Annotated in this window: 24 protein-coding genes; 16 read left to right on the top strand and 8 right to left on the bottom strand. The window is 34.2% G+C overall.

Translation table 11 applies throughout. The features are described from left to right. Window positions 1-3 precede the first annotated feature (3 nt). The 3 genes from AC4FQ5_RS03770 to AC4FQ5_RS03760 all read right to left on the bottom strand — a co-directional run bounded on the left by AC4FQ5_RS03770 (window position 4) and on the right by AC4FQ5_RS03760 (window position 5,286). Window positions 4-2,160 (bottom strand): patatin-like phospholipase family protein, encoded by a 2,157-nt coding sequence (locus AC4FQ5_RS03770; RefSeq protein ID WP_491141162.1) that lies wholly within the window; start codon window positions 2,158-2,160, stop codon window positions 4-6. 2 nt (window positions 2,161-2,162) lie between these two features. Continuing rightward, the gene (locus AC4FQ5_RS03765; protein WP_491141161.1) at window positions 2,163-4,607 is read right to left on the bottom strand and encodes a bifunctional UDP-N-acetylmuramoyl-tripeptide:D-alanyl-D-alanine ligase/alanine racemase; all 2,445 of its coding nucleotides are present in this window, start codon (window positions 4,605-4,607) and stop codon (window positions 2,163-2,165) included. Window positions 4,608-4,692: 85 nt separating this feature from the next. After that, window positions 4,693-5,286: a thymidine kinase gene (locus tag AC4FQ5_RS03760; RefSeq protein WP_491141160.1), complete on the bottom strand. Its 594-nt coding sequence runs from the start codon at window positions 5,284-5,286 to the stop codon at window positions 4,693-4,695. 61 nt (window positions 5,287-5,347) lie between these two features. Between AC4FQ5_RS03760 and AC4FQ5_RS03755 the strand changes: the two genes are divergently transcribed. The 4 genes from AC4FQ5_RS03755 to fabG all read left to right on the top strand — a co-directional run bounded on the left by AC4FQ5_RS03755 (window position 5,348) and on the right by fabG (window position 8,975). Continuing rightward, a complete protein-coding gene (locus AC4FQ5_RS03755; protein WP_491141159.1) occupies window positions 5,348-6,880 on the top strand; it encodes a DUF8457 domain-containing protein in 1,533 nt (510 codons plus the stop codon). Window positions 6,881-6,882: 2 nt separating this feature from the next. Further along, window positions 6,883-7,458, top strand: a complete 576-nt coding sequence (locus AC4FQ5_RS03750; protein ID WP_491141158.1) for a hypothetical protein — start codon at window positions 6,883-6,885, stop codon at window positions 7,456-7,458. A gap of 1 nt (window position 7,459) precedes the next feature. After that, window positions 7,460-8,137, top strand: coding sequence for a 16S rRNA (cytidine(1402)-2'-O)-methyltransferase (gene rsmI / locus AC4FQ5_RS03745; protein ID WP_491141157.1), 678 nt, complete (start codon window positions 7,460-7,462; stop codon window positions 8,135-8,137). Window positions 8,138-8,231: 94 nt separating this feature from the next. Beyond that, window positions 8,232-8,975 carry a 3-oxoacyl-[acyl-carrier-protein] reductase gene (fabG, locus tag AC4FQ5_RS03740; protein ID WP_300349461.1) on the top strand — a complete coding sequence of 248 codons (744 nt, stop codon included), beginning with the start codon at window positions 8,232-8,234 and terminating at the stop codon, window positions 8,973-8,975. A gap of 55 nt (window positions 8,976-9,030) precedes the next feature. Here the strand turns inward: fabG and AC4FQ5_RS03735 are convergent, their stop codons facing one another. Next, window positions 9,031-10,542: a transcriptional regulator gene (locus AC4FQ5_RS03735; protein ID WP_491141156.1), complete on the bottom strand. Its 1,512-nt coding sequence runs from the start codon at window positions 10,540-10,542 to the stop codon at window positions 9,031-9,033. Window positions 10,543-10,988: 446 nt separating this feature from the next. On the opposite strand from AC4FQ5_RS03735, the gene AC4FQ5_RS03730 reads away from it, so the two are divergent. Beyond that, window positions 10,989-11,243, top strand: coding sequence for a hypothetical protein (locus AC4FQ5_RS03730; RefSeq protein ID WP_491141155.1), 255 nt, complete (start codon window positions 10,989-10,991; stop codon window positions 11,241-11,243). 31 nt (window positions 11,244-11,274) lie between these two features. Here AC4FQ5_RS03730 and AC4FQ5_RS03725 read toward each other — a convergent pair whose 3' ends face one another. Next, on the bottom strand, window positions 11,275-12,315 hold the full coding sequence (locus AC4FQ5_RS03725; protein ID WP_491141154.1) for a GMP reductase: 1,041 nt from the start codon (window positions 12,313-12,315) through the stop codon (window positions 11,275-11,277). A gap of 69 nt (window positions 12,316-12,384) precedes the next feature. Between AC4FQ5_RS03725 and AC4FQ5_RS03720 the strand changes: the two genes are divergently transcribed. Genes AC4FQ5_RS03720 through AC4FQ5_RS03710 form a run of 3 tightly spaced genes read left to right on the top strand, consistent with a single transcriptional unit; the run spans window position 12,385 to window position 14,792 of the window. Further along, window positions 12,385-13,140 carry a prolipoprotein diacylglyceryl transferase gene (locus AC4FQ5_RS03720; RefSeq protein WP_491141153.1) on the top strand — a complete coding sequence of 252 codons (756 nt, stop codon included), beginning with the start codon at window positions 12,385-12,387 and terminating at the stop codon, window positions 13,138-13,140. 2 nt (window positions 13,141-13,142) lie between these two features. Beyond that, the gene (locus AC4FQ5_RS03715; RefSeq protein ID WP_491141152.1) at window positions 13,143-13,376 is read left to right on the top strand and encodes a hypothetical protein; all 234 of its coding nucleotides are present in this window, start codon (window positions 13,143-13,145) and stop codon (window positions 13,374-13,376) included. A 12-nt stretch (window positions 13,377-13,388) separates the two neighbouring features. Continuing rightward, window positions 13,389-14,792: a radical SAM protein gene (locus AC4FQ5_RS03710; RefSeq protein ID WP_491141151.1), complete on the top strand. Its 1,404-nt coding sequence runs from the start codon at window positions 13,389-13,391 to the stop codon at window positions 14,790-14,792. Between the two features lie 99 nt (window positions 14,793-14,891). On the opposite strand, the gene surE is transcribed toward AC4FQ5_RS03710, so the two are convergent. Next, window positions 14,892-15,662: a 5'/3'-nucleotidase SurE gene (gene surE / locus AC4FQ5_RS03705; RefSeq protein WP_491141150.1), complete on the bottom strand. Its 771-nt coding sequence runs from the start codon at window positions 15,660-15,662 to the stop codon at window positions 14,892-14,894. Window positions 15,663-15,806: 144 nt separating this feature from the next. On the opposite strand from surE, the gene AC4FQ5_RS03700 reads away from it, so the two are divergent. Continuing rightward, on the top strand, window positions 15,807-17,936 hold the full coding sequence (locus AC4FQ5_RS03700; protein WP_491141149.1) for a carboxy terminal-processing peptidase: 2,130 nt from the start codon (window positions 15,807-15,809) through the stop codon (window positions 17,934-17,936). Window positions 17,937-18,009: 73 nt separating this feature from the next. On the opposite strand, the gene AC4FQ5_RS03695 is transcribed toward AC4FQ5_RS03700, so the two are convergent. Next, complete coding sequence (locus tag AC4FQ5_RS03695) at window positions 18,010-18,513, bottom strand: superoxide dismutase family protein (RefSeq protein WP_491141148.1); 504 nt, start codon at window positions 18,511-18,513, stop codon at window positions 18,010-18,012. 213 nt (window positions 18,514-18,726) lie between these two features. Here AC4FQ5_RS03695 and AC4FQ5_RS03690 point away from each other — a divergent pair, with 213 nt between their 5' ends. The 7 genes from AC4FQ5_RS03690 to AC4FQ5_RS03660 all read left to right on the top strand — a co-directional run bounded on the left by AC4FQ5_RS03690 (window position 18,727) and on the right by AC4FQ5_RS03660 (window position 24,996). Then, the gene (locus AC4FQ5_RS03690) at window positions 18,727-20,958 is read left to right on the top strand and encodes a TonB-dependent receptor (RefSeq protein ID WP_491141147.1); all 2,232 of its coding nucleotides are present in this window, start codon (window positions 18,727-18,729) and stop codon (window positions 20,956-20,958) included. 37 nt (window positions 20,959-20,995) lie between these two features. Continuing rightward, window positions 20,996-21,640 carry a hypothetical protein gene (locus AC4FQ5_RS03685; RefSeq protein WP_491141146.1) on the top strand — a complete coding sequence of 215 codons (645 nt, stop codon included), beginning with the start codon at window positions 20,996-20,998 and terminating at the stop codon, window positions 21,638-21,640. 186 nt (window positions 21,641-21,826) lie between these two features. Continuing rightward, window positions 21,827-23,146 (top strand): 2TM domain-containing protein, encoded by a 1,320-nt coding sequence (locus tag AC4FQ5_RS03680; protein WP_491141145.1) that lies wholly within the window; start codon window positions 21,827-21,829, stop codon window positions 23,144-23,146. Then, complete coding sequence (locus AC4FQ5_RS03675) at window positions 23,136-23,435, top strand: 2TM domain-containing protein (RefSeq protein ID WP_491141144.1); 300 nt, start codon at window positions 23,136-23,138, stop codon at window positions 23,433-23,435. Before AC4FQ5_RS03680 ends, AC4FQ5_RS03675 begins: the two co-directional genes overlap by 11 nt. 168 nt (window positions 23,436-23,603) lie before the next feature. Beyond that, window positions 23,604-23,894 (top strand): 2TM domain-containing protein, encoded by a 291-nt coding sequence (locus AC4FQ5_RS03670; RefSeq protein WP_491141143.1) that lies wholly within the window; start codon window positions 23,604-23,606, stop codon window positions 23,892-23,894. Window positions 23,895-23,925: 31 nt separating this feature from the next. Next, window positions 23,926-24,201, top strand: a complete 276-nt coding sequence (locus AC4FQ5_RS03665; protein WP_491141142.1) for a 2TM domain-containing protein — start codon at window positions 23,926-23,928, stop codon at window positions 24,199-24,201. Window positions 24,202-24,252: 51 nt separating this feature from the next. After that, window positions 24,253-24,996: a LytR/AlgR family response regulator transcription factor gene (locus AC4FQ5_RS03660; RefSeq protein ID WP_491141141.1), complete on the top strand. Its 744-nt coding sequence runs from the start codon at window positions 24,253-24,255 to the stop codon at window positions 24,994-24,996. 30 nt (window positions 24,997-25,026) lie between these two features. Here the strand turns inward: AC4FQ5_RS03660 and AC4FQ5_RS03655 are convergent, their stop codons facing one another. Then, entirely contained in the window at window positions 25,027-25,791 is a 765-nt protein-coding gene (locus AC4FQ5_RS03655; RefSeq protein ID WP_491141140.1) for a hypothetical protein, read from the bottom strand. Window positions 25,792-25,839: the final 48 nt, after the last annotated feature.

Genomic DNA, 25,839 nt, shown 5'->3' with positions numbered 1-25,839 from the left:
TTTTTAAAACCAGTGTCCTAAAATAACACTGAATATACCTTTTTGATTATTTTTAAGTGAATGGCTGAAGTTGAATTTAATCTGTCCAAAAGGAGATTTATAACCCGCCATAATTCCTAATGAGCTGTAATTTACTTTTGCTGCATCTTCAAAAGTGATATCATCCGAAAGATTGGCAAAAGAGAAATTTCCGCTTAGAAAAAAGTTTTTATAAAATTTGAACTGAATATCGTTTGAAATCAGTGCTACATTATTGCTGTTTAATTGGGCAAAATAGAATCCGTTGAATGTTTTAAAATTAACAATATTCTGCTCAAAAATTCCCCCCAATCTGTATTGGTAGAATTGTGGAAGATTGTCACCAATGGTAATTCCTCCATATAGATTTAAATGATAACTGAATTGCTTTGATAAAGGAATATTGACTCTGATATCTGCTTTTACCTGAACAATTCTTTTCTCAACTTCAGATTTTAAAAGATCAATAACTTTACCTTCGGCATTCATATAAAATCCTCTCCGTGGAAAATCTCTGTCATTTTGGGTATCACTTTTCAGGAATACATATGGATTGAGAAAACGACTATACCTCTTATTGGTACCGTTCATGTCTGCCTCAAAGTAGTCATGGCTTAATCCCGCTCCTATAGCAAATTTATCCCGCCAAATCGACTGTATGTAAGCTTCATTTCTGAGCCATTCCCATTTGTCAATATTGATATTATTATTTCCTTTCAGATCAAAACTCATCCCCGAAGAATAGATTCCAAAACCAGGAATGTATCCGTTATCTATAAAATAATTCAGGTAGAATCTTGGTTTGTCACCAACTATTACATCCAGTGATAAATTTGAATTTTTAAATAATAATCTTTTTGCTGAATAATTAAGCAATAATCCGGTCTTGAAAATCTCATCGTAGTGCAACCCGAATTTCAGAAAATGTCTTGCATCATCTTCAGTTACATACAATTTCAGATAATTAATATTATTTTCTGTAACGATATCATAGTTGATAAAACGATAGTTATTTGTAGCAACCAATTTATCTATACCTCTGTTTACACTTCCGTAAGTCTGCATTGACGGAAGTCTGAGTCCCATTTTACCGAGAACGTAGTTTTTGCCGTAAATTCTGCTTCCAATCAAGGCAATGCTGTCAATCTTGTATACATTGGAATAAATAGGATTTACGGGCTGTCTAAGGCGGTCAAAAGGACGCTTTGGAAGTTTATCTAATATATCAACATACTTGAGACCTTCTACAAATCCGCTGTCAAGAATTTTCTTCTTATCGTCATAGCTTGTTGCAGTCATGCCTTTGAGGTTAGGTTTGATGTTGATGTCAGTAAATTTGTACTGACGACGGGTATCTTTTTGAATACCGAAATCGATAACCTGGTTCAAAATCGAAATAATATTGTTTAAATCTTCTCTCTTTGAAAGATCCTGATTCAAATCTACACCGATTACAATATCAATTCCTTTATCTTTCAGAGGTTTTGAAGGATAATTTACTGTCATTGCACCATCGATATAAATACTGTCACCAATCTTTACAGGATCCATCAACGAAGGAAAAGCAGAACTAGCCATAATTGACTGTACAAGATCCCCCTTTTCGAAAATCTGCATATTTCCACTCTCCAGATTTGTAGCAACGCACATGAAAGGAATGGGTAATTTGGAAAAATCTTCAATTGTTGAAACATTTTTAAATAATTCTTTCAGAAGATAAACGTTTTTCTGTCCTGAACTGATAGAGGAGGGGAGATTAATTTTTCCGTTTTTTAAAGGAATTGATAAGAGATATTTGTCTACAGATTTATTAAAAAACGTGCTTTCCGTACGTGATTTCGGATCTCGGATTAAAGAATAAAAATCGGTATCAGTAACAATTTTTTCAATGTCTTTTCCTGTATATCCTGAAGCATAAAGCCCGCCGATAATTGCTCCCATACTGGTTCCGGAGATGTAATCAACCTTAACTCCTAAAGAATCTAAAACTTTTAAAACTCCGACATGGGCAAAACCTTTTGCACCACCTCCTGCAAGAGAAAGCCCGATTTTCGGATTTTTAGGTATGACCAAACCCTCTTTTACCTGCGATTGGATAAAAATCAATTGAAATACGAATAAAAAAGCGAGGAATTTTTTCATAATTAATCTTTTACATAAATCCGTTTCACACGAGGAGATATCGAGGTTAATACTTCATAAGTGATGGTTTTGCAGTACCCTGCAAATTCTTTAAGGCTTGGTTTGGCGTTGAAAATGGTCACTTTATCACCTTCTTTCACATTGGGAACTTCATCGACATTGATCATCATCATATCCATACAGATGTTTCCGACAATGGGTGCAAAAGTTCTATTAATACCCACATTTCCCACCTGGTTTCCTATCAAACGTGGAATTCCATCTGCATAACCAACGGGAATTGTAGCAATTTTGGTTAAATGACTGGTTTTGTATTTTCTGCTGTAACCCACTGATTCTCCGTTTTCTACCATAGAAATTTGCGAGATTACCGTTTTAAAGCTTACCGTTGAATGAAGCTGTTTCTGAATTTCACCATCAGGAGATTCACCCAGCATTCCGATGCCGATCCTCACCATATCGTATTGATATTCAGTATAATTGGTGATTCCCGATGAATTTAAAATATGTCTTAAAGGTTGATAACTAATATTTTCAATTAAATAATTAGAATTTTTATCAAAGGTCTTTAATTGTTTTAAAGTAAATTCTTTTTCTTCAGGAACATCAGACGATGATAAATGGCTGAAAATACTCTGAACTTTCAGATTTTTATATTGCAAGCTCTGAATTAACTGATTTAATTCATGTTCCTTAAAACCAAGACGATGCATCCCTGTTTCAAGCTTGATATGGATAGGATATTCTTTATCATATCCGGATTTTTGAACCGTTTCATAAAACAATTCCAAAACCCTGAAACTGTAAATTTCCGGCTCAAGATTATACTGAATAATTGCATCATAGCTGTGTTGTTCAGGATTCATTACAACAATTGGTGTGGTAATTCCTTTTTTTCGAAGCTCTACACCTTCGTCAGCAAAAGCAACACCTAAATAATCAATATGATGATGCTGCAGAAATTCTGAAATTTCATAACTTCCTAAGCCGTAAGCATTTGCTTTTACCATTGCCATCATTTTGGTTGTAGGTTTCAGCAGAGATTTATGGTAATTGATATTGTGCAAAATCGCATTCAGATTGATTTCTAAAACTGTGTCGTGTTTTCTTAATTCAAGAAGATCTTTTAATTTTTCAATCTCAAATTTTCTTGCACCTTTTAATAAAATAATGTGATTTTCAATTTCTGTAAGATGTTTACTGTCAATTAATTCCTGAGTATTAATAAAAGTAAAAGTATTAGATTTAAAAAGTGTTCTGAAGTTGGAAATTTCTTCTCCAATTAAGAAAACCGAATCAAATTTCTGCTCATTCACCAATTCAGAAACTTCTTCATACAATTCCTCGGAATTTGCATTAACGCCGATAATATCTGTTAAAACCAAGGATTTTTTTGACTTTTTATATTCATTTAAGAATTGCAGAGCTGTTTTTAAAGAATCAAGATCCAGATTAAATGAGTCATTGATGATGATATTATTTTTAATTCCTTCAATAGCTTCAAGGCGCATTTCTACGGCTTTCAGAGCGTTGATTTTTTCGATAATTTTATCAGTAGGGATGTTTAGCTCTTTTAAAACTGTGATCAAAGCTAAAGCATTCGTCAAGGTTGCTTCATCACGCTGATTAACCGGGAAGCTGATTTCTTCATCAAAATATTTGACAACAATGTTTTCATCTTTGATATTGGTTTTAATGAAGACGTTGTTGCTTTTCTGGAATCCGTAAGTAATTAATTTTTTACTTGAATAGATTTCTCTTAATTTTTTGTCGACCAATAGATTATCTCCATTGAAAATAACAACTTCAGAATCTTTGAAGAGCTTTATTTTTTCATCGATCAAATCTTCTTCAGACTCAAAATTCGCTGCATGAGCTGTTCCGATGTGAGTTAATAAACCGATTTGAGGATGAAAAATATTTTCCAAAACCTGCATTTCATTTGGCATGGAAATTCCAACTTCAAATATTCCTACTTGATGATTTTTATTAATTTGAAGTAACGAAAGCGGAAGACCAATCTGAGAATTAAAACTTTTGGGACTCTTTACCGTAGGAAACTCGTTCCATAAACATTGGTACAACCATTCTTTAAGAATTGTCTTCCCATTACTTCCTGTAATTCCTATTGATTTTATATCTGAATGTGCGAAATGATATTTTGCTAATTTCTGAAGAAAATCTACAGAGTTTTCTACAATAATCCATGTAATATTTTCAAATTGTGGATACTGATGTTCAGAGATAATGACTTTTATCCCTCTGTCGATAGCAGATTCTATAAACTTTTCTCCCGAATTTTTTTTGGTATTGATGGCAATAAAAGCAGTATTTCTGGTTGCATAAATTATCCTGCTGTCAAAAGCGATGTTTTTGATAATAAATTCTTTATCTCCAATAATTTTTGAATTGGTGATTTCTGCAATTTGTTGTACTGTATAATTCATTGGTGCCCTTTCTGCTTATATTTTGTGCTTAATAGTGAAATTCTAGTGCGGGTTTATTAATTCTAACCCTTAAACTGAGCCTAAATTAACCATTTTTCTTCTTCAAAAGTACTTCGTCAATAAAAACACGACGGCTTACTGCTTCATAACTTTCCGTTTCGCCTAATTCCACCAGATTATTTCCCTGAGAAATCCTCATAGAATAATTGGCTAAATTTCCGGTTCTCTTGCAGATTGCATGAACTTTTGTTACATATTCTGCCGTTGCCATCAAATTGGGCATAGGTCCGAAAGGTCTCCCAAGAAAATCCATATCCAAACCTGCAATAACAACTCTTATTCCGTTGTTTGCCAATTGATTAGATACTTCTACAATGCTTTCGTCAAAGAACTGTGCTTCATCAATTCCTACCACGTCACAATTTGATCCCAGAAGAATAATTTCGTCAGGATTTTGTACTGCAGTGCTTCGGATTTTATTTTTATTGTGAGAAACGACATCTTCATCAGAATATCTCGTATCTGTTTTGGGTTTGAAAATTTCCACATTCTGCCCCGCCATTTCAGCTCTTCTCAGTCTTCTGATCAACTCTTCGGTTTTCCCGGAAAACATTGAGCCACAAATAACTTCCATCCAACCGCTTTGTTTGGAATGATTAATTGTATTTTCTAAAAACATTTGTTATTTTAGCCGTAATATTTTAAGATCAAAAGTAAGCAATTTTAATTAAGATTCTTCTATGCAGAACATCCAAGATTTACAGGAAAAGATTTTTTTTGAATCCAAGAATATCATCAGTATTCTGGACAAAATAAACGATGTTGACGAACTACTTTCTAAGCAGGATCTTATTGATCAATTAGCCGAAAGAATTTCTTTTTTGAAGCTGTTAAAATCTAAAGTGGAGTATTACCGAAAAGATGATTTACAGTTTTCACAAGCTTTTTCAAATCATTCTCCAGCCGAATCTATCTCTGAATCTCAGGATTTTTCTCATGAAGTGATGGAAGAAGAAGCTATTTTTAATAATGAGCTGAACGAAATCGGTAACGCAGAAACTCATCTTCCGAACAATGTGATGGAAGAAGAGGCAATCTTCAATAATCAGCTAAACGAAATTGAGGAAAATGAATTTCATGAAAATTTGGTTAATCTTGCTGAAGAGGAACAAATTGATGAAAACTCTGAAGAATTAATAAAAGAAAATACACTTCAGGAAAATTTAGATACTGAAATTACTGAAGAAGAATCTGTTTTTAATGATCAATTGGATGAAATTGAAGAGGAGGAAGCAAATGAAGAAGTTTCTAAAGTTTTGAGCTTCGTTGACGAAGAAAGAATTTTGGAAAATTCGGTTCCTGAGGAAGAAGATGATATAGATGAAGAAATATTTGATCAAAAAGTAACGGAGGAAGAAGCGATTTTCAATAATCAATTAAACGAAATTGACGAGTTTGAAAATGAAATTTCTGATGAAAGTGTTTCTAACCAATTTGAAGAAGAGGAGCACATTCAGAATAATTATGAATCTGTAAAAATTACAGATGATTCTTCGGAGAAAATTCCAAGTATGTTTGAATCAGATGAGCCTGAAGATGAAATTTTAATTGAAGAGTTTGAAAATGAGATTGTTTCTGATGATTTTAAATATGATGAAGACGAAATCATCACCGAAAACTCTAATGTAGAAAGTATTCTGACAGAAATTAAAAAAGATACTGAAGCAGAAGTTGAAATCAACGAGAATATTATAACAACCGAAGAATCTGACAAAAGAAAGATTGTTGATATCGACAGACCTTCATCAGACATCGAAAAAGAAAAACCTGCATCCGACGAAAGTTTTGAAAATCTGGAAGCGTATCAGCGGGAGAAAAAAATAAGACTGGCAAATATTAAAGGCTTAAAAACAATTCAGACTTTATTCGATGATGATCCTTTAGCGAGAGAAATTCCTCAGGAAAAATCTGTTCCGGTTGTGAAAGAAGATTCAGGAAGCATCTTAAAAACCAATATTCCTACAGAATATATGGAAGCTGAAAAACAAAAACCGGAATTCAGACTTGATCTGAATGACAGAATGGCTTTTACAAAGCTTCTTTTCGGAGGAAGCCAGACTGACCTTAACCAAGCCGTTGCTGAGCTGAACAGATGCAGAAATCTGGAAGAGGCGAAAGAATATCTGAGTGACCTGTACTATGACAGAAAATGGGATAAAGTCGATGAGTACGCACAGAGACTTTGGATATTGGTAGAAAACAAATTCTTATAATTTTGAGTGGAATAAGAATTTTAAAGAAAAGGATTGATAAAAAAACAATCGTCTTTTATGGTTTATTTATTCTTCTTTTTTTTATTCTTAATTTTTATTTGCAACCTTTAATTAAGAGAGAATATTTACAGGATGATATTGAGAAATTTAATGATAATGTTTCTTGGAAAATACATTTAATAATTTGGAGCTGTATACTTTTGTTTGTTTTGCTATTTAAAGCTAAAACAATTCAATCCAAAGGTGAAGCAATTCTTGGTTTTTTGTTTTTAATCATTTTTACATTTGTATTTTTTACTAAGATTATTACAAATTTATCATTGTATGTTAATCAATTAACAATTAGAGGAAAAGAAAAAGAAGTGCTTTCTGTTTATGCAGAAAAAATTAAACAAGAAAAATATATACATCTTTCTGGAAATAAAATTTCAATCAATGATTTTGATGAGGAAATTTTAGAAAAAATTGATGAAATCAGAAATTTAAATAGGGTAAGACCCTTAAATGAAATCAGTAATAGAGATACAATAAACGTTGTTTTCAAGCAAGGATTATTTGGTTTCAAATACTTAAAATAAAATGTCAGGAATCCTATATTTCGTTCCCACACCGGTTGGGAATTTAGAAGACATGACTTTCAGAGCGATAAAAGTGCTGAAGGAGGTCGATTATATTTTGTGTGAAGACACGAGAACTTCCGGAGTGCTTTTGAAGCATTACGAAATTTCAAAACCTTTAAAATCATATCATTTACATAACGAACATACTGCGACAGAGAAAGTAATTGCTGATCTTCAGAGCGGTCAGAATATCGCAATTATTACCGACGCAGGAACTCCGGGAATTTCAGATCCGGGTTACCTTTTGGCAAAAGCAGGTTCGGATCACAATATCGAAATGATATGTCTTCCGGGAGCTACCGCTTTGATTCCGGCTTTAGTGGTTTCTGGTTTGCCAAATAATGAGTTTTTATTTGCAGGTTTCCTTCCTCCTAAGAAAGGAAGACAAACGAAGCTGAAACAACTGGCTGAAGAGAAAAAAACCATTGTTTTGTATGAGAGTCCGCATAAGATTAATACGACTTTAGAGCAGATCAAGGAATTCTTTGGTGAAGAAACAAGAGCAAGTCTAAGCCGTGAAATTTCAAAAAAATTCGAAGAAACTAAAAGAGGAACAATCAATGAATTGATTGAATTTTCTAAAAGCAAAACTTTAAAGGGCGAGATTGTACTCATTGTGAATAATTCAGGCAAATAATTGCTGATTAGAAAAGTAAGAAGAAAATTATTTTGAGATAAATAATATCTTTGCACATTCAGACTAAACTATTTTAGATAAAATCATCATATATATGAAACTATTAGAAGGAAAAGTAGCACTAATTACCGGAGCTACAAGAGGAATCGGGAGAGGAATTGCAGAAATCTTTGCTCAACAGGGAGCTAAAGTAGCATTTACCTATGCCGGTTCTGTAGAAAAAGCGAAAGAATTGGAAACTGCTTTGAGTTCTGTAACTCAAATTAAAGGGTATCAGTCTGATGCATCAGATTACGATGCTGCTCAGAAATTGGTAGAAGAAGTAATGGCAGAGTTTGGTAAAATTGATATTTTGGTCAACAATGCAGGAATCACAAAAGATAATCTGTTGATGAGAATGTCAAAAGATGATTGGGACACCATAATCAAGGTAAATTTAGATTCTGTATTCAACCTTACTAAAGCGGTAATTAAGCCAATGATGAAGGCGAAATCGGGCTCTATTATCAATATGACTTCTGTTGTGGGAGTGAAAGGTAATGCAGGACAGGCAAACTATGCAGCTTCAAAAGCAGGAGTTATAGGATTCACAAAGTCTGTCGCATTAGAATTGGGATCAAGAAACATCCGTTGCAACGCAATTGCACCAGGATTTATTGAAACTGAAATGACAGCAGCTTTAGATGAAAAAACAGTTCAGGGATGGAGAGAAGGAATTCCTTTGAAGAGAGGAGGTCAGCCGGAAGATGTAGCAAATGCGTGTGTGTTCTTCGGAAGTGAAATGTCTTCTTACATTTCCGGACAGGTGTTGAATGTAGACGGCGGAATGCTTACTTAAGATCAGTTTAAATCACAATATAAATCCCTTTCATATCTTTATGAAAGGGATTTTGCTATTCGGAATCTATATAATTTCTCAGCCAGATCCGGAGATCCTTCTCAGGAGATATTTCAAGCTTTTTCCGAAGATTATAACGGTTATTTTCTATTGTTTTTACTGCTTTGAAGGTATAGTCTGCTATTTCTTTAGTGTTAAACCCTAAGTAAATATAAGCAGCAAAAGTAAGTTCAGAAACTTTAAATTTCGGATTGACACTGAGCATTTTCAGTGTAAAGTGCGGATAAACTTCCTGAAATTTCGTAAAAAACTCTGAACTGTTTTCTTTAGCGAGCTTCCTTACTTCATTGAAGGCTTCGTTGACCTGTAGTTTTACTATTACTTTTTCCTTTTCCTGTACAGCTTTTTCTGACCGGAGCCGTTTGGCCATTTCTAAAGCTTTATGGTTTCTGATTTTAGATTTTTTCAGAAGATAAATAATAAACGCAGAAATAAAAATAAGCAAGGAGGCAATAATCAGCGTTAATTTCCAGCTTTCTCTCACTTCCTTCTGATGTTTCGCTTTTTCCTCTTTCATGACCTCATTCAGCACAAAATCACGCTCATTTTTTTTGCGTCCGTCTAATTCGGTATGTACTTTCAGATACATATCATGATATTTTTTTGCTTCTGAAGCATTACCTTGCGAAATGTGAAGTTCAGAGGTTTTTTTAAGCAATTCGCTCTTGATATCAGGAAAATTATTCTGCTCAAAACTTTTTAGTGCACAATCATAATATTGATGGGATTTTTCGTAATCTTTTTGATGAATATAAAGATTTCCCAGACCAATAAGAGATTCAATTTTGCAGGGATGTTTTTTATCGTTAAAAAATTCTAATGATTTGTTATAATAATATTGCGCAGAATCTATTTTGTTTTTGCTAAGATGATAATTTCCGAAGCCAAGGCAAGAACAGCCTTTTTGAATATAAGCATCTTTAAATTTGATTTTTTTTAGAATTTTTTTTTCTTTTTTAAGATAATAATACATCGAATCCGGCATATTGATATTTTGAAAAAGGTAACTCAGATTAGAATAGGTGGCGCTTTCTGTAAGCGAATCTGTGATGTTTTTCTGAGATTTGCTTTCAAGAATATCAATGGTTTTTCTATAATTTTCGGAAGATAAAGTATAGAGTTCCAGCAACAGGTAGTTTCCTCCTAATAAAGCCGAAAGCTTTGCAGAATGGGTTTTGTCATTGGCTAAATATTTTGTGTACTGCTGTGCTTTTTTTACATTCTGTACGCTTTCTCTGAATTTTGCATTGTCGTAAAAATAGGCAGCGAGATAATAATAGCCGTAAGAAAGGCCTTTATCATATTTTAATTGTTCAGATAAATTGATTATTTTTTTTGAAGAAGCAAAAACCTGATTTGTTTCTCCATTCAGATACAATTCATTGGTACGGCTGATAAGCTGATCGATTTTCCTTTGTTGAGAATTAGAATTTTGTCCTGATAAAGAAAGGCTTTCTAATATGAAAAGGACCAGGAAAAGATTGCAAAAATCTCTTTTAAAACCCATTTTTATATTCTTTTTCTTTGCAAAGATGAATAAGCTCCGGAAAAAAAACGTAAAATATATTTTAGAGGACTTTATCAAATCCATATTTAAGGCTAATGTTGGTTAAAAAATATTTTCTTTTCATCCATCATCAAATTTTAATTAATCAATGATTTTACTAATATCTTTTTTACATCAATCTGCGGTGTTTTCTGCCAGATAAGTTCTTGATCAGGCGGTAAATTTAGTTTTAAATTTCATAATAATCTTTATTTTCTCCGAACTTTAAAAATCATAAGTTTTAAAACTAACGTCAAAAGAAACTTTTGTTATGTATTGATTTTATATAAAGAATAGTTGCCTCTTTATTATCCTGGCAAAATTGTCAGGAGGGTAAGAATAAGGATGTTGAATAAATTTAAAAAGATATTCAAAAAAATGTGATTGAAGTTCAGAGATGAAATTAAGTGGCAGGAATAATTTTTTTATACCACACAATATCAAACAAGGGAAGACTTAAAAGTAAGATCAATAAAAACTCCGAATACTTTTTCCAGACTGATAAAATATTCGGAGGAAGACTTTCTTCGTCATTCGTATTCTGTGTTTCGTTTGAAGATGCAAATAGAAAGAAAATAAATAAAATAACCAAAAACTCTACCCCTCAACAAACCCTCTATCTGGTGAAACCTTTGTTTGAAAACGTTTTCAACGGTATGTGAAATTCATTGATTAGTTTTGAAGCACTGATAATCAGTCATTAAAAACCTGATTTTCCTGTTCCTGCACCCTTATAAAAGTCGTCCTTTTAGATAATTCTTTCAATGTTGGAGCGCCTACATAGGTACAGGTTGATCGCACCCCGCCCAAAATATCTTTCACTGTTTCTGATACCGGACCTTTGTATTTTATTTTCACTGTTTTGCCTTCAGAAGCTCTATATTCAGCCACGCCTCCGGAATGTTTATCCATTGCTGTTTTTGAACTCATACCATAGAATAGTTTAAACTTCTTTCCATTTTCTTCAATCATTTCGCCTCCGCTTTCATCATGACCGGCAAACATTCCGCCGAGCATCACAAAATCAGCTCCGCCACCAAAAGCTTTGGCAACATCTCCGGGAACTTTACAGCCTCCGTCTGCAATGATGTGACCTTTCAACCCATGAGCTGCATCGGCGCATTCTATAATGGCAGAAAGTTGAGGATACCCTACACCGGTTTTTACTCTCGTTGTACAGACAGAGCCAGGACCGATTCCTACTTTGATAATATCTGCGCCAACTAAAAGAAGTTCTTCTACCATTTCACCTGTCACCACATTTCCTGCAATGATAATTTTATCAGGGAAATTTTCTCTGGCTTTTTTTACAAATTGTACAAAGTGTTCAGAATATCCATTTGCAACGTCAATGCAGAGAAATTCTATTTTTGGATGTTGACCCAGAATCGTTTTTATTTTTTCTTCATCTGCTTTTCCTGTTCCTGTGCTTAAAGCAATGTATTGATGAATGCCAGTGTCTTGATTGTCAAGAAATTCACCCCATTCTTCAACGGTGTAATGTTTGTGAACAGCGGTGATTATTTTGTCTTTTGCGAGCTCTACAGCCATTTCAAAAGTTCCCACCGTGTCCATATTGGCAGCGATGATTGGGGTTCCTTTCCATTTTTTCTGAGTGTGAAGAAATGTAAATTCTCTGTTTAGATCTACTTCTGCCCGTGATTTTAAAGTAGACCGTTTTGGTCTGAACATGACGTCTTTAAAACCCAATTTTATATCATTTTCTATACGCATTTTGTCTGTTGGTTTAGTATTTACAAATTAAAATTAATAATTTATCCTAAATATACTACTTTTGAAATCATGGATTTTCCGGTTACTTTTCAAATATTTGGCAAAACGATTCTCGCACATCCAGTTTTCGAAACATTGGGGATATTTATAGCCATGCGCTATTATTTTTTTCTGAAAAAGAGATCACCTGAAAAAATGTCTTTCAATACTTCAGCAGCAGTTTTGATCGGTGCAACTGCAGGAGCATTATTGGGTTCAAAACTAATAGGAAACTTAGAAAACCCTTATGTTTTATTTGAAGACTTTAATTTTAAAAGATTTTGGACAAATAATACCATTGTCGGCGGTTTGGCTTTTGGATTAATCGGTGTAGAAATAGCAAAGAAAATTGTAAGACACAAAGAAAGCACGGGAGATTTAATTGTTTTTCCTTTAATTCTAGCGATTATTATAGGAAGAATTGGCTGTTTTCTCACGGGAGTGCATGAAGAAACTTATGGAATACCCACAGATTCTATTTTCGGAATGCACTTGGGAGATGAATATCTAAGACATCCTGTTGCATTATACGAAATTGCTTTTTTACTTTTCATGTGGTTTGAACTGAAAATGATTGCCCGAAAAAATAAATATGTTTCAGGATTTCTCTTTCAGTTGTTTATGCTGAGTTATTTTTCATTCAGATTTCTTTTAGATTTTATTAAACCTAAAATTGAGATCATAGGAAATTTAGGAACGATCCAGCTGGTTTGTCTTTCTGTGATTATTTATTACATTTATAAGATTATAAACAGTACCATTTTAATTAAATATCAAGAAATTTAAATATGAAAATGCTTACACTTTTGGAAGTTGGTGGATTGGAAGGTTTTGTCGCCATGATTATTCTGATGATTCTTGGTGTAGCGGCCGTTGTATCATTAGTAATTACAGTTTTTGTAAAGTTGATCTATGAGAGTAAAGACGGACGAAAGTTCTCAAGAAAGCAGTTTTGGATGACGATGCTTATTTCAATGTTGATCTGCGGATTGATAAGCGGATTCGTATGTGGAGGAATGTAACAAATTGAAATTATGCCAGTAAGAAACTATACTTATTACGATTATACGATCAGCCTTTGTCCGGAATGCCTGAAAAGAGTAGGAGCGAAGATCATCATCGAAGACGAGGCCGTTTTTATGACGAAAAGATGTCCCGATCACGGCTTTTTCAAGACGATGATCGCTTCGGATGTGCAATATTATAAAAATATCAGAAACTATAATAAAGCCTCAGAAATGCCTGTTCATTTCGGGACTGATGTGGAATATGGCTGTCCATACGATTGCGGTTTGTGTGTAGATCATGAGCAGCACAGTTGTCTTTCGATTGTTGAGGTTACGGATCGTTGTAATCTGACCTGTCCGACTTGCTATGCAATGTCTTCGCCACATTATGGAAGTCACAGAACTTTGGAACAGATTGAAGCCATGTTTGATACGATCGTTAAAAACGAGGGCGAACCCGATGTTGTACAAATCAGTGGCGGAGAACCAACCATTCATCCTGAGTTTTTCAAAATCATGGATGTTGCGAAATCAAAACCCATCAAACATTTGATGTTGAATACCAATGGAATCCGTATTGCGAATGATCCAGGTTTTGCGGAAAAACTGGCAACTTACGCTCCGGAATTTGAAATTTACCTTCAGTTTGATTCTTTTAAACCTGAAGTTTTAGAAGATTTCCGAGGAAAAGATCTCACAAATGTCCGTATGAAAGCTTTGGAGAAATTAAATGAATTAAATCTTTCTACAACATTGGTTATCGTTCTTCAGAAAGGAAAAAACATTGATGAGATCGGAAAGCTGATTGAGTTTGCTTTAAAACAGAAATGTGTCCGCGGAATTACTTTTCAGCCCGTTGAAGTTGCAGGAAGAAACAGAGAAGATTCTGCGCATGAAAAAATTACGTTAACAGAAGTACGTCAGGAAATTTTAAATCAGTTTCCACTTTTAAATGGAGACGATATTATTCCCGTTCCGTGTAACCCGGATTCTTTGGCGATGGGATATATTTTAAAGCTGGAAGGTGAAACAATTCCTTTAACACGGTATATCAATCCTGCTGATCTGCTGAATAATGAAACGAAAAATACGATCGTCTACGAACAGGATGCCGGTTTACAGATGCAGCTTTTAGATATTTTCAGTACCGGAATTTCGGTAGATCAGGTTCAGCCTAAAGTGAATCAGTTATTATGTTGTCTTCCAGAAGTATCGGCTCCGAATTTGGACTATGATAATCTTTTTAGAATTATCATCATGAATTTTATGGATGCACATGATTTTGATGTTCGTGCTGTGAAAAAATCCTGCGTTCACATTGTTAATAAAGATTTAAAAATGATTCCGTTTGAGACGATGAATTTATTTTACCGGGACGATAAGAGTAAATATCTGGAAGAATTGAGAAAAGAGGATAAAGTTTTGTTTTAAAATTGCCACGAATGCACGAATTTTATACCTTAATTTTATATGAAATAAATGGTCATAAATAATTCGTGGATTCGTGGCAAAAAATAAGAGGGAGTATATTTAATCAAACTTCATCACCTCATTCAGCGTGTTCATGTACTCATAAGCCGTCATATCAAATTTCACGGGAACAATAGAAATATACCCATTTGCTAAAGCCGTTTCATCCGCATCTTCAGACTCATCCATATTGTTAAAGTAACCTGTGAGCCAATAGTATTTTTTTCCGTGCGGGTTGATTCTTTCGTCAAAACTTTCTTCCCATTTTGCATTGGCTTGCTTACAGATTTTAACGCCTTTAATTTCTTCTTTTGAAAGTTTCGGAATATTTACGTTTAAAACAACACCTTTGGGCATTGGGTTTTCCAAAGTTTTTCTTACAATATTCTGAATATATTCTTTAGCCTGTGTGAAATCTGCTTCCCAGCTGAAATCAAGAAGAGAAAATCCAATCGAAGGAAGACCTTCTACGCCGCCTTCTACTGCAGCAGACATCGTTCCTGAATAAATTACGTTGATCGAAGAGTTGGCTCCGTGATTGATTCCTGAAACCACAATATCCGGTCTTCTCGGAAGAATTTTATCTAAAGCCATTTTTACACAGTCAACAGGAGTTCCGCTACATGAAAAATCTTTTTGAGGACCTTCAAGATGCACCTCTTCATAGCTTAAAGTAGAGTTTATAGTGATGGCATGACCTTTTCCGCTTTGTGGTGAGTTGGGAGCTACCACAATTACTTCACCGATTTCGTTCATAAATTCTACAAGATTTCTGATACCCGGAGCAGTAATTCCATCATCATTGGTTACCAGAATAAGTGGCTTTTCCATAAAAAATTTAAATTTTAACAAAAATACTTAAAACTAATTGATAATTATAAATAAGGTATTAAATTTGATAGTTTGTAACAGTCATTTAATAAACGCTACTTATTGAATGATTTAAAAAAATTAATAAAAATATATTACAGATTTATGTGGAAAAATTTTAAACTAAATAAATTTCTACTTTTTATTCCATTGACAAGTCTTATGTTTTGTTTCAACTCGCCGAAGAATGACGATGAGAAAATGCAGACGATAATGGTGAGCGTTAAAAACACTCTTTCATACTTACATTACAGCCCAAAACCCATCAATGATGCTTATTCAAAAGATGTTTACAAACATTATTTTGAGATGATCGATCCCGGAAAAAGATATTTTCTGCAGTCGGACATGACAGAGTTTGGAAAGCATGAAACCAAGCTTGATGATTATTTGAATATGGGTGATCTCGCTTTCTACAAACTGACGGTTGACAGATTGTACCAGAGAGTTGATGAGATCGATATGATGACTCAGGATATTTTCAGCAAGCCGATTAACCTGGAGGAAGATGAAACTTTGACTTTAGAATCAAAGCTTAAAAATGTTCCTGTTGATAAAAAAGAGCAGTACAATGAGTGGAAAAAATTCATCAAATACAATATCCTTCAGGAAATTGAGTCGATGAACAGTAAAGAAGAAGCTCAGAAAGAAAAGAAAGATTCTGTACAGAAGTTTAAGCTGAAAGATACGATAAAGCTCGAAATTCTCTCTCCTCAGCAGAAAATGACAAAAGCAACTGATGAAGTAAAAGATTTAGTAAAAGAAACCTTTACCAGATTCAAAAAAAGAAAAAAAATGGACTGGTTTACAGTCTACATGAATGCTTACACAGAAGTTTTTGATCCGCACACGAATTATTATTCTCCGAAAGATAAAGAAGATTTTGATACGCAATTCAAAGGAAAGGTCATCGGAATCGGGGCCATTATTCAGGAGAAAAAAGGAAATCTTTTCCTTGGAGCATTGACGATTGGTGCACCCGCTTGGAAATCGAAAAAGCTTTCAGAAGGAGATAAAATTCTTAAAGTACGGTCTAAACCTAACGAAGATGCTGTAAATGTCGTTGGAATGCTTTCCGATGAAGCGGTAAGATTGATCAGAGGTGAAAAAGGAACTCCGGTTACATTGACCGTTCAGAAAAAAGATAAAACGATTGTAGAAGTAACAATGCTTCGTGAAGAAGTGGCGATTGAAGATACTTTTGCAAGAAGTATCATTGTAAATTCTCCAAAAGGGAAAAAATATGGTTTCATCAATTTACCAAGTTTCAACGCAGATTTTGAAGATGAAAAAGGAAGAAACGCTTCTGATGACATCAAAAACGAAATCGTAAAACTGAAGGCTCAGGGAATTGAAGGAATCGTTTTAGACCTTAGAAATAACGGTGGTGGCTCATTGACGGAAGTTGGTGACATCATGGGACTTTTTATGAATGCAGGACCTTATGTGCAGGTGAAAGACGGAAACGGAAAAATTCAGACTTTGAAAAATAAGCAGGAAACGCCGATCTGGACAGGACCTTTGGTCATTATGCAAAACGAACTTTCTGCTTCAGCTTCGGAAATTTTAGCCGGTGCAATGCAGGATTACGGAAGAGCAATCATTGTTGGTTCACCACAATCTTTCGGAAAAGGAACAGTACAGACGTTTGTTGATTTAAACAGATTCTTAAATACAGAAGATGATTTCGGATCATTAAAGCTCACCATTCAGAAATTCTACAGAATCAGCGGTGAGTCAAACCAAAGAAAAGGAATTGTTTCAGACATCAGAATGGAAGATTTCTTTACTTATGCAGAAGTAGGTGAGAGATATGATGATTTTGCTTTAGCCTGGGACAAAATTCCTAGTTCAAATTATCAGAAATTAAGTTATTTTGATGTGAAAGCTTTAGAAAAATCGAGCAACGACAGAATGGCAAAAAACACCAATTATCAGCTATTGTTGGAGTCTGCAAAATGGAGAGAGCAATTGGATAAAGAAGAAACCATCACTTTGAATATCAATAAATTCAATAATTTGATGAAGCAGAGAAAAGCTCAGATCGAGAAATTCAAAGCGTTGACAAAGTTTGAAAACGGACTGAAATTCTCAATGTATCCTGCAGAAATCGAAAGAGAGAAAAAAGATGAAGCATTCAAGAAAAAATCTGAAATGTGGATCAAAAATCTTAAGAAAGATACTTATCTTCAGGAAGCGATGAATATTATCGCAGAAATGAAAGCTAAAGTTTAAAACTTAATTTTAAAAACAGAAGCGGCGCTAATCGAAGATTAGCGCCGCTCTTTGTATAGTATATGAAAGTAAATTATTTAATTTCCACACACCCGACTCTGCCTCCTGCGTTTCCCGTTGGCTGAGTCATAAAATCGTCTTTTCCTGCATGAATGATGATTCCCTTACCCATAATGTTTTTCGACTCTTCTACGCAGTCTAAACACCATTTATCGGTTTTAAAGGTCAGTTTAGCCTTTCCGTCTTTATCTGCTTCAAGATTTCCGATATCTCCCATATGAAAGCTTCCGTCACCCCATTTACCGTGATCGTGTTTTCCCGGATTCCAGTGTCCTCCTGCAGATTCGCCATCGGGAGAAGAGCAGTCACCTTTCTCATGAATATGAACGGCATGAGTTCCCGGAGTCAGATTAGTTACCTCAAGATCCATGACAACGTCATTTCCTTCCTGAGTAAATTTAGCAGTTCCACCAGTCTGTGTTCCGCTTTTAGCTAAAATGTTGTAAGTTTTACCTGTACCGCAAGATGCAGCAAATAAGGCACAACCTGCCAATAAAGTTAATGTCTGAAATTTCATATGATAATATTTTAGTGATATACTTCCATTCAGTACAAAAATATGACCATTCGGTATAAAAGATTCAGAGATTTAAAATATCCTGTATAATTTTACCCAAGAATTACAGACATGAGATCGCCATAATTTTGAAATACAAAATGAATGAAGATTCAGCAATTGCATTGCTTGTCCAAAGTATTAGGGTTGACTAAAAAAAAATAAAAACTACACATGAAAACAAAATTTTATAAAATCACGTTCCTCTTATTCTTTTTTTCATTTATTCTGAATTTTGCCCAGGTGAAAATTTCAGGAAAAGTGACTTTCAAAAACAAAGGAATTGCTGAGGTGAATGTGACTTTAAAAGATACTTACGATGGCGCAACAACCGATGCAGAGGGAAATTTCTCTTTTGAAACTTCGGAAAAAGGTGTACAAAAGTTAACATTTACCCATGTAAAGTATTATGAAATTGAAAAACAGATTATCATTGATGATCAAGATCAAACAATTAATGCAGAATTAAAAGAACAGATCAATGAAATTGATGCTGTTGTAGTTTCCGCAGGATCGATCGAAGCAAGTGACAAAAAAAGAGCTACAGCTTTGTTGACACCCATTGATATTTACACAACAGCAGGAGCAGATGGACAGATTTCTTCGGCCTTAAATTATCTTCCCGGAGTTCAGAAAGTCGGTGAAACAGAAGGTTTGTTTGTACGTGGAGGAACCGGAACCGAGTCTAAAATTTTCATGGATGGAAGTTTGATCAACAATTATTTCTCCAGTTCAGTTCCCGGAATTGCTGGGAGAGATCGATTTAATACTTCACTTTTCAAAGGAAATGTTTTTTCAAGTGGAGGATATTCTGCTTTGTACGGACAGGCTCTGTCGGGCGCGTTGATGTTGGAAAGTGTAGATCTTCCGGATCAGAGTTCATACGATTTCGGAGTTTCTCCGATATTTTTAAGCGGAGGTTTTCAAAAATTGGGTGACAACAAAAACTATTCTTACGGAGCTACAGCAGGATATTCTAACCTGAATCTGATGCAGAAAATTTTCAATTTTAATACAGATTTTATGGATGCTCCACAAGGTTTCAACGGAGATATGAATTTTAGAATCAAAACAAAATCAGGCGGATTTATTAAATATTACGGAATGTTTGACACCAATACAATGGGCGTAAAAACGGAAAGTCTAGAATCTGATTACGATTTTGCCTTGGTGAAATTAAAAGGAAAAAATACCTATCATAACCTTTCTTTCAAACAAAAATTCGGGAAATATCTTTTGAATGCGGGAACTTCTTATTCTTACAATCAGTCAGATCTCAAATTTTCAACAGAGACCAATAATGTAGAAAGCAGCGAATCTCAAGTATTGAATGACGGAAACTACATTAATTTCAAAGCAGTTATCGACCGAAAGATCAACAAAATAAGCGCCTTGCGTGGAGGAGTTGAATTAAATTATGCCAATGAAAAACTGAATTTTGGTGAAATCAATAAAAATTATCGTGATCTTATCTCTTCCGCTTTTATGGAAACAGATTTGGGTTTCAGCAATCATTTATCGGCAAAAATTGGAGTAAGAGCAGAAAATTCGTCTTATTTAAATAAAACCAACATCGCTCCGCGTTTTGCATTGGCTTATCGTTTAGCAAAAGACTGGACAACATCTTTCGCCTATGGATTGTTCTTTCAAAATCCTGAAAGTAAATACATTAATTCTTCTGCGAAATTAGATTTTCAGCAATCGCAGCATTTTATTTTTCAGGTTCAAAGATCTACTGAAGGTAGAAGCTTAAGGTTTGAAGCATTTTATAAAAAATATGATGAACTGATAAAAACCAAGAACATTGTTCCGAATGCAGATCAGAATCAACAGGTACAAACTGCCTTTAACAACAACGGAAATGGTTTTGCAAAAGGACTGGAATTGTTCTGGAGAGACAAAAAAACATTTGAAAATATAGATTACTGGATCAGCTACTCATTTCTGGATTCCAAAAGAGATTTCCTGAATTATCCTTTCAGCTTAAAACCAAATTTTGCTTCCGAACACACCATTTCTGTAGTCGCAAAAAGATTTATCCCAAAATGGAAAACCGGAATCAATCTTTCTTACACCTATGCAAAAGGCCGCCCTTATTATGATATTATCACCCAAAATGATATAAACATCATCCGCAACGAAGGAAAGCTGAAGGATTACAATGCACTGAATTTAAGTTTTAATTATCTTCCGAATTTAGGTAAAAAAGATGCAAAAGCGTTTACGATATTTGTGTTGAGTGTTTCGAATGTTTTAGGAAATAAAAACATTTACGGATATAATTTTTCACAAAACGGAAACAGAAGTTCAGCAGTTGTTCCGCCTGTCAATACCTTTGTTTTTGTTGGAATGTTTATCAGTTTCGGGGTAGATAAAACTCAGGATGCAATCAATAATAATCTTTAAATTTATCAAAATAATATAAACCTTTAATATTAAAACAATGAGAAAACAAATTTTAAGTTTTACTTTAGTTCTGTTCAGTTTACTGTCTTTTGCTCAGAGCACTTACGAAAAAGTAATGAAAGAAAAGATCGCCAAAATCGAAACGTGTAAAACACCGGAAGATTTTCAGGTTTTAGCCAACGACTTTCAGAGAATTGCTGACAAAGAAAAAGGAAAATGGCAACCAAATTATTATGCAGCATTTTCTTACATTCAAAAAGGAAGAGTTTTGATGAGAGAAAACAAAGTACAGGAGTTGGATGAGGTTGCAGATCAGGCGCAGAAATATCTTGATGATGCCCAGAATGTAGACAAAAATGCGGAAACTCAGTTATTGCAGAAAATGATCTATTCTCTGAAAATGATGGTCAATCCTATGGAAAGATACATGACGTACGGAACAAAAGCTACGGAGCAATTTGCTATGGCAGAAAAACTTGATCCCAATAACCCGAGAATTGCATTGATCAAAGCTGAAGATGTATATTTCACGCCTGAACAATATGGAGGAAGTCAGAAAAAAGGAATCGAACTTTTCAAACAATCTTTAGAAAAGTTTAATTCTTACAAGCCGAAAACAGATCTTGATCCGAATTGGGGAAAATCTGAAGCAGAATATTTTGTGAATCAGGCTCCAAAATAAAATAATTTGAGAAACCTTCTCCGGAAGGTTTGTCTTTTTGCGAATGAATATGAAAATAACCTTTCGCTGAAGATAATTTCATCTGCTTTCGAATCATTAAATTTTGATGAAAACCGTTATGATTTGTAATTACAGCATCTGAAGATTCACTAAATAAAGGATTAAAAAAAACAATAATTATCTAGTATGAAACGTAAAAACTTAATCGTCCTGCTGTGGATCTCTATGGGAACCTCGCTGTTCTTCTTTTTTGCTTTTACCGACGAAAAAACGATTGAGAACTTTATGCTTTCTCTGCTTGTTTCACTGATGTATTCATTTATTTTGGGTGCAGGAAACGGTATTCTCAATGAATTTCTAAATAGACGATTTCCATGGTCTGAAGCAACGACAAAAAGGGCGATCATCAGCATTGTTTCGATTCTTATTGCCAATATCATCCTGGTTTATTTCTGCAACTATATGAATTTTGTGGTTTTTCAGAAGGCGGCCTCTACAGAAGAATATTTTTCGGGAAAATATAATTTCATCAATTGGTTTACCATCAACATTGCGTTGCTGATCTCTACTTTCCTCCATGCAAAAGGGTTTATGGAAGAACTTAAAAAGACTTCCAGAAAAGAGGTGGTGGAGCAGAAGTTGATTGCAAAATCTGCCAATGCACAGTTTGAAAGTCTTAAAAATCAACTCGATCCGCATTTTCTTTTTAATTCTTTAAATGTTCTGAGTTCGTTAATTGATGAAAATCCTAACCAGGCTCAGAAGTTTACTGCCTCAATGTCAAAGATTTACAGGTACGTTTTGGAACAGAAGGATAAAGAACTCGTTACCGTAGAAGACGAGATAGAATTTGCTAAAACCTATTGTCAATTGCTGAAAACCAGATTTGAAGACAGTGTAGATTTTGAATTTAATGTCAAAAAAGACGATATGCGAAGATTTGTAGTGCCGCTTTCGCTTCAACTGCTTTTGGAAAACTGCATTAAACACAATTTTGCAACATCATCAAAACCTTTATTGATCAAAGTTTTTTCTGAAAATGATACTTTGTGCATTGAAAATAACCTGCAAATCAGAGAACAGATGAAAGAAAGCGCAGGAATAGGTCTTGCGAATATCGTTCAGAGGTATTCTCTGCTGACGAAAAAGAATGTTTTTATTGAAAAGTCTGAAGATTACTTTAAAGTAAAATTGCCTGTTCTGTCTGAAAAACCAAATATCGTCAATACAGTTGTAGATACAGAAGATAAAGCTTACGAGAGGGCCCAGAAGCGTGTAAAAGAAATCAAAGGTTTCTATGGAAATTTGATTTCTTACTGTATTGTCATTCCGTTTCTGGTGGTTTTAAACTTAATTACAAATCCACATAGTTATTGGTTTTACTGGCCAATGTTGGGTTGGGGAATGGGCGTTGCAGCACATGGAATGAGTGTTTTTACCATCGGGAAAGGTTGGGAAGAAAAGAAAATAAGAGAAATTTTAGAAAAAGATAACTATGGAAAATAAAAATGAACAAGATATCCGGTACAGAGAAGCGGAGAAAAGAATGAAAAAAATCAAGGGTTTTTACGTTCACGTAATTGTTTTTGTCTTCGTCAATGTTTTTATCGTTGCCTCAAAAGCAATTGGCTTAGATCCGGGAGAAGTTTTATGGGAGTGGGATCTTCTCAAGCTTCCCTTATTTTGGGGAATAGGTTTGGCAGCGCACGGACTGAGTGTTTTTCTACCAGCTTTCATTCTCGGGAAAGATTGGGAAGAGAAGAAAATCAAAGAGTTGATGGATAAAGATAAGTAAATCATTTAAATTCATAAAAAAACCAGATCCCGCTTCAGTTGAGTCGGGATTTTTGCTGTTCAGTCATCAAAACTGACGGTTCGGTTATATAAAGTTGAAATGAGGCTGTTTTCTGACATACATTTGACACAAGAAAAATAACAAAATCAAATTTTAAAAATCAAAATCATGGAAAATTTATCATTCAACAAAGAAAATTTAGCGTACGAAAAAGCTGTAAAAAGAGTAAAAGATCTGAAAGGATTTTATGGAAATCTTACTTCATACTGTCTTGTCATTCCTTTTTTACTGGTGATCAACTTATTGACCTCTCCAAGAGAATTATGGTTTTACTGGCCGATGTTGGGTTGGGGAATCGGAATTGCTGCTCATGCTGTCAATGTTTTCGGGATTGGAAAAGATTGGGAAGAGAAAAAAATTCAGCAATTGATGGAGGAGGAAAGAAGAAACAAAAAATAACTTTAATAAATAACCATTAAAAAACATCAAAATGAACTATAATAGCGCACAACAAAGAGTAAAAGATCTAAAATCATTTTATACAAACTGTTTTTGGTTCGGAATCGTAGCAATTATAATACTTTGCAGAAGAATAGTAAAGCACGGAAGTTTTGCCGAAGCAATTTCCACCGGGTCGATCATTCTTACTGTATGGGGAATCATTCTCGCAGTAAAAGCTGTAAAGCTGTTTATATTAAATTCAGACTGGGAAAACAGAATCTTGGAAGATGAGGTTAGAAAAACAAAAAAACCGATTAATTTTTAAAAACTGAAAAGATTTAATTATTTTTATTTCAGATTAAACTAATAAAACCACATGATCAGAACGCTCATTATCGAAGACGAAAAACCGGCAGCAAGAAAGCTTGAAAGAATGTTAAGCTTATTTCCTGAAATTGAGCTTGTTGCCAAGATAGAATCTGTGGAAGAAGGTGTGGAATGGTTTGCCAATAATGATCATCCGCAATTGATATTTTCAGACATTGTTTTGGGAGACGGTTTGTCGTTTGATATTTTTGAGAAAATTCCGACAAAGGCTTTTATTATTTATACAACTGCTTTTGATCAGTATACTTTGAAGGCTTTTAAACTGAATAGTATCGATTATTTATTAAAACCCATTTTAGATGAAGATCTTTCAGGAGCGATTGAAAAATACAAATCGTTTTTACCTTCCGATCAGTCTGTTAGTTCACAGGAAATTAAGCAGTTGATCAAAAAAGATAAAACCACACTTTCAAGAATTTTGGTTAAAATCGGGTACAATTTAAAAATAATTCAGACTCATGAAGTGAGCTGCTTTTTTAGTGAAAATAAAATTGTTTATCTGCAAACCAGCGAACGAACTTATCCGTCAGACTTTACCTTGGATGAGCTGGAAGAAGTATTGGAAGAAAAGAAATTTTTTCGCGTCAACAGGCAGTTTATCATCAATTCAGATTATATTAAAAACATTCATACTTCGCCAAATTATAAGGTTGAATTAAATTTTCAGCCTTCTGAAGAAATTACAGTAAGTCGTGATCGCGTGAAAGATTTTAAAGACTGGTTGATAAGTTAATTTTGAGAAGAAACAACGATCAATCAACAACTATTTGTAATCTATTCTATTGGCTTCAGTATCTTCAAGTTGTTTTATAATTGAAGCAGGAATTTCGCTGCTGTCAATCGGGAAACTGATAGAATCTGGGTAGAATTTTTTTCGGTCACTCACTTTCTGGAAGATCTCAAACAATGCAATTGGTTCCTGATTAAAACTAATACAAGTACTTATAAAATGCAATTCATAGAGTTTATATTCTGGATTTTTGATCTTCTCATTGATGTCTTTTATTCTTGAAATAAAATGTCTCTGGCGGATAAATGTGTTGCTGTTCATGATGATAAAAATGTAATCTGAATACGCAGTCACTTTTCCGAAATATTTATGGTGATCTCCGCCGCTTCTTTCGATAAAATATTCTCCAGAGGTTTCAGATTTGTAAATTTCCATGGCAGAACGCCAGATCCGGTCATCCTTTGCCTGAAGAGGATTATCAGGTAAATTTCTGTTGTAAGAATACCAACATCCAACTAAACGATCCAAAAGCAAAGTGTTTTGCTTGGTATTGTTCATGTCAATTTTCAGGTCATTAAAGTTAAAGGCTTCAGTATTTGAATTTATAAAATCAATATAATTCGAGTACCCCAAAACTTTCACAATAAGACTCAGTTTGGCAAGATTTGGTTTGCTCAGAATCGAATTTTCGTTTTGGTAAAACTTCTTTAGTTTATTGATAATCAAATGCTCATAAAGATAATTTGATCCTAAGATATCAGCTCTTTTCTTAATATTTTTTTCTTCGTTGTCATTCACAATCAATTCATTAAGTTCATCAACGATCTAAGACCATTCAGTTTTGGT

The sequence above is a fragment of the Chryseobacterium sp. DT-167 genome (assembly GCF_058310155.1).
The sequence above is the reverse complement of the archived record's forward strand: the minus strand, read 5'-3'. Positions and strand labels throughout refer to the sequence as shown.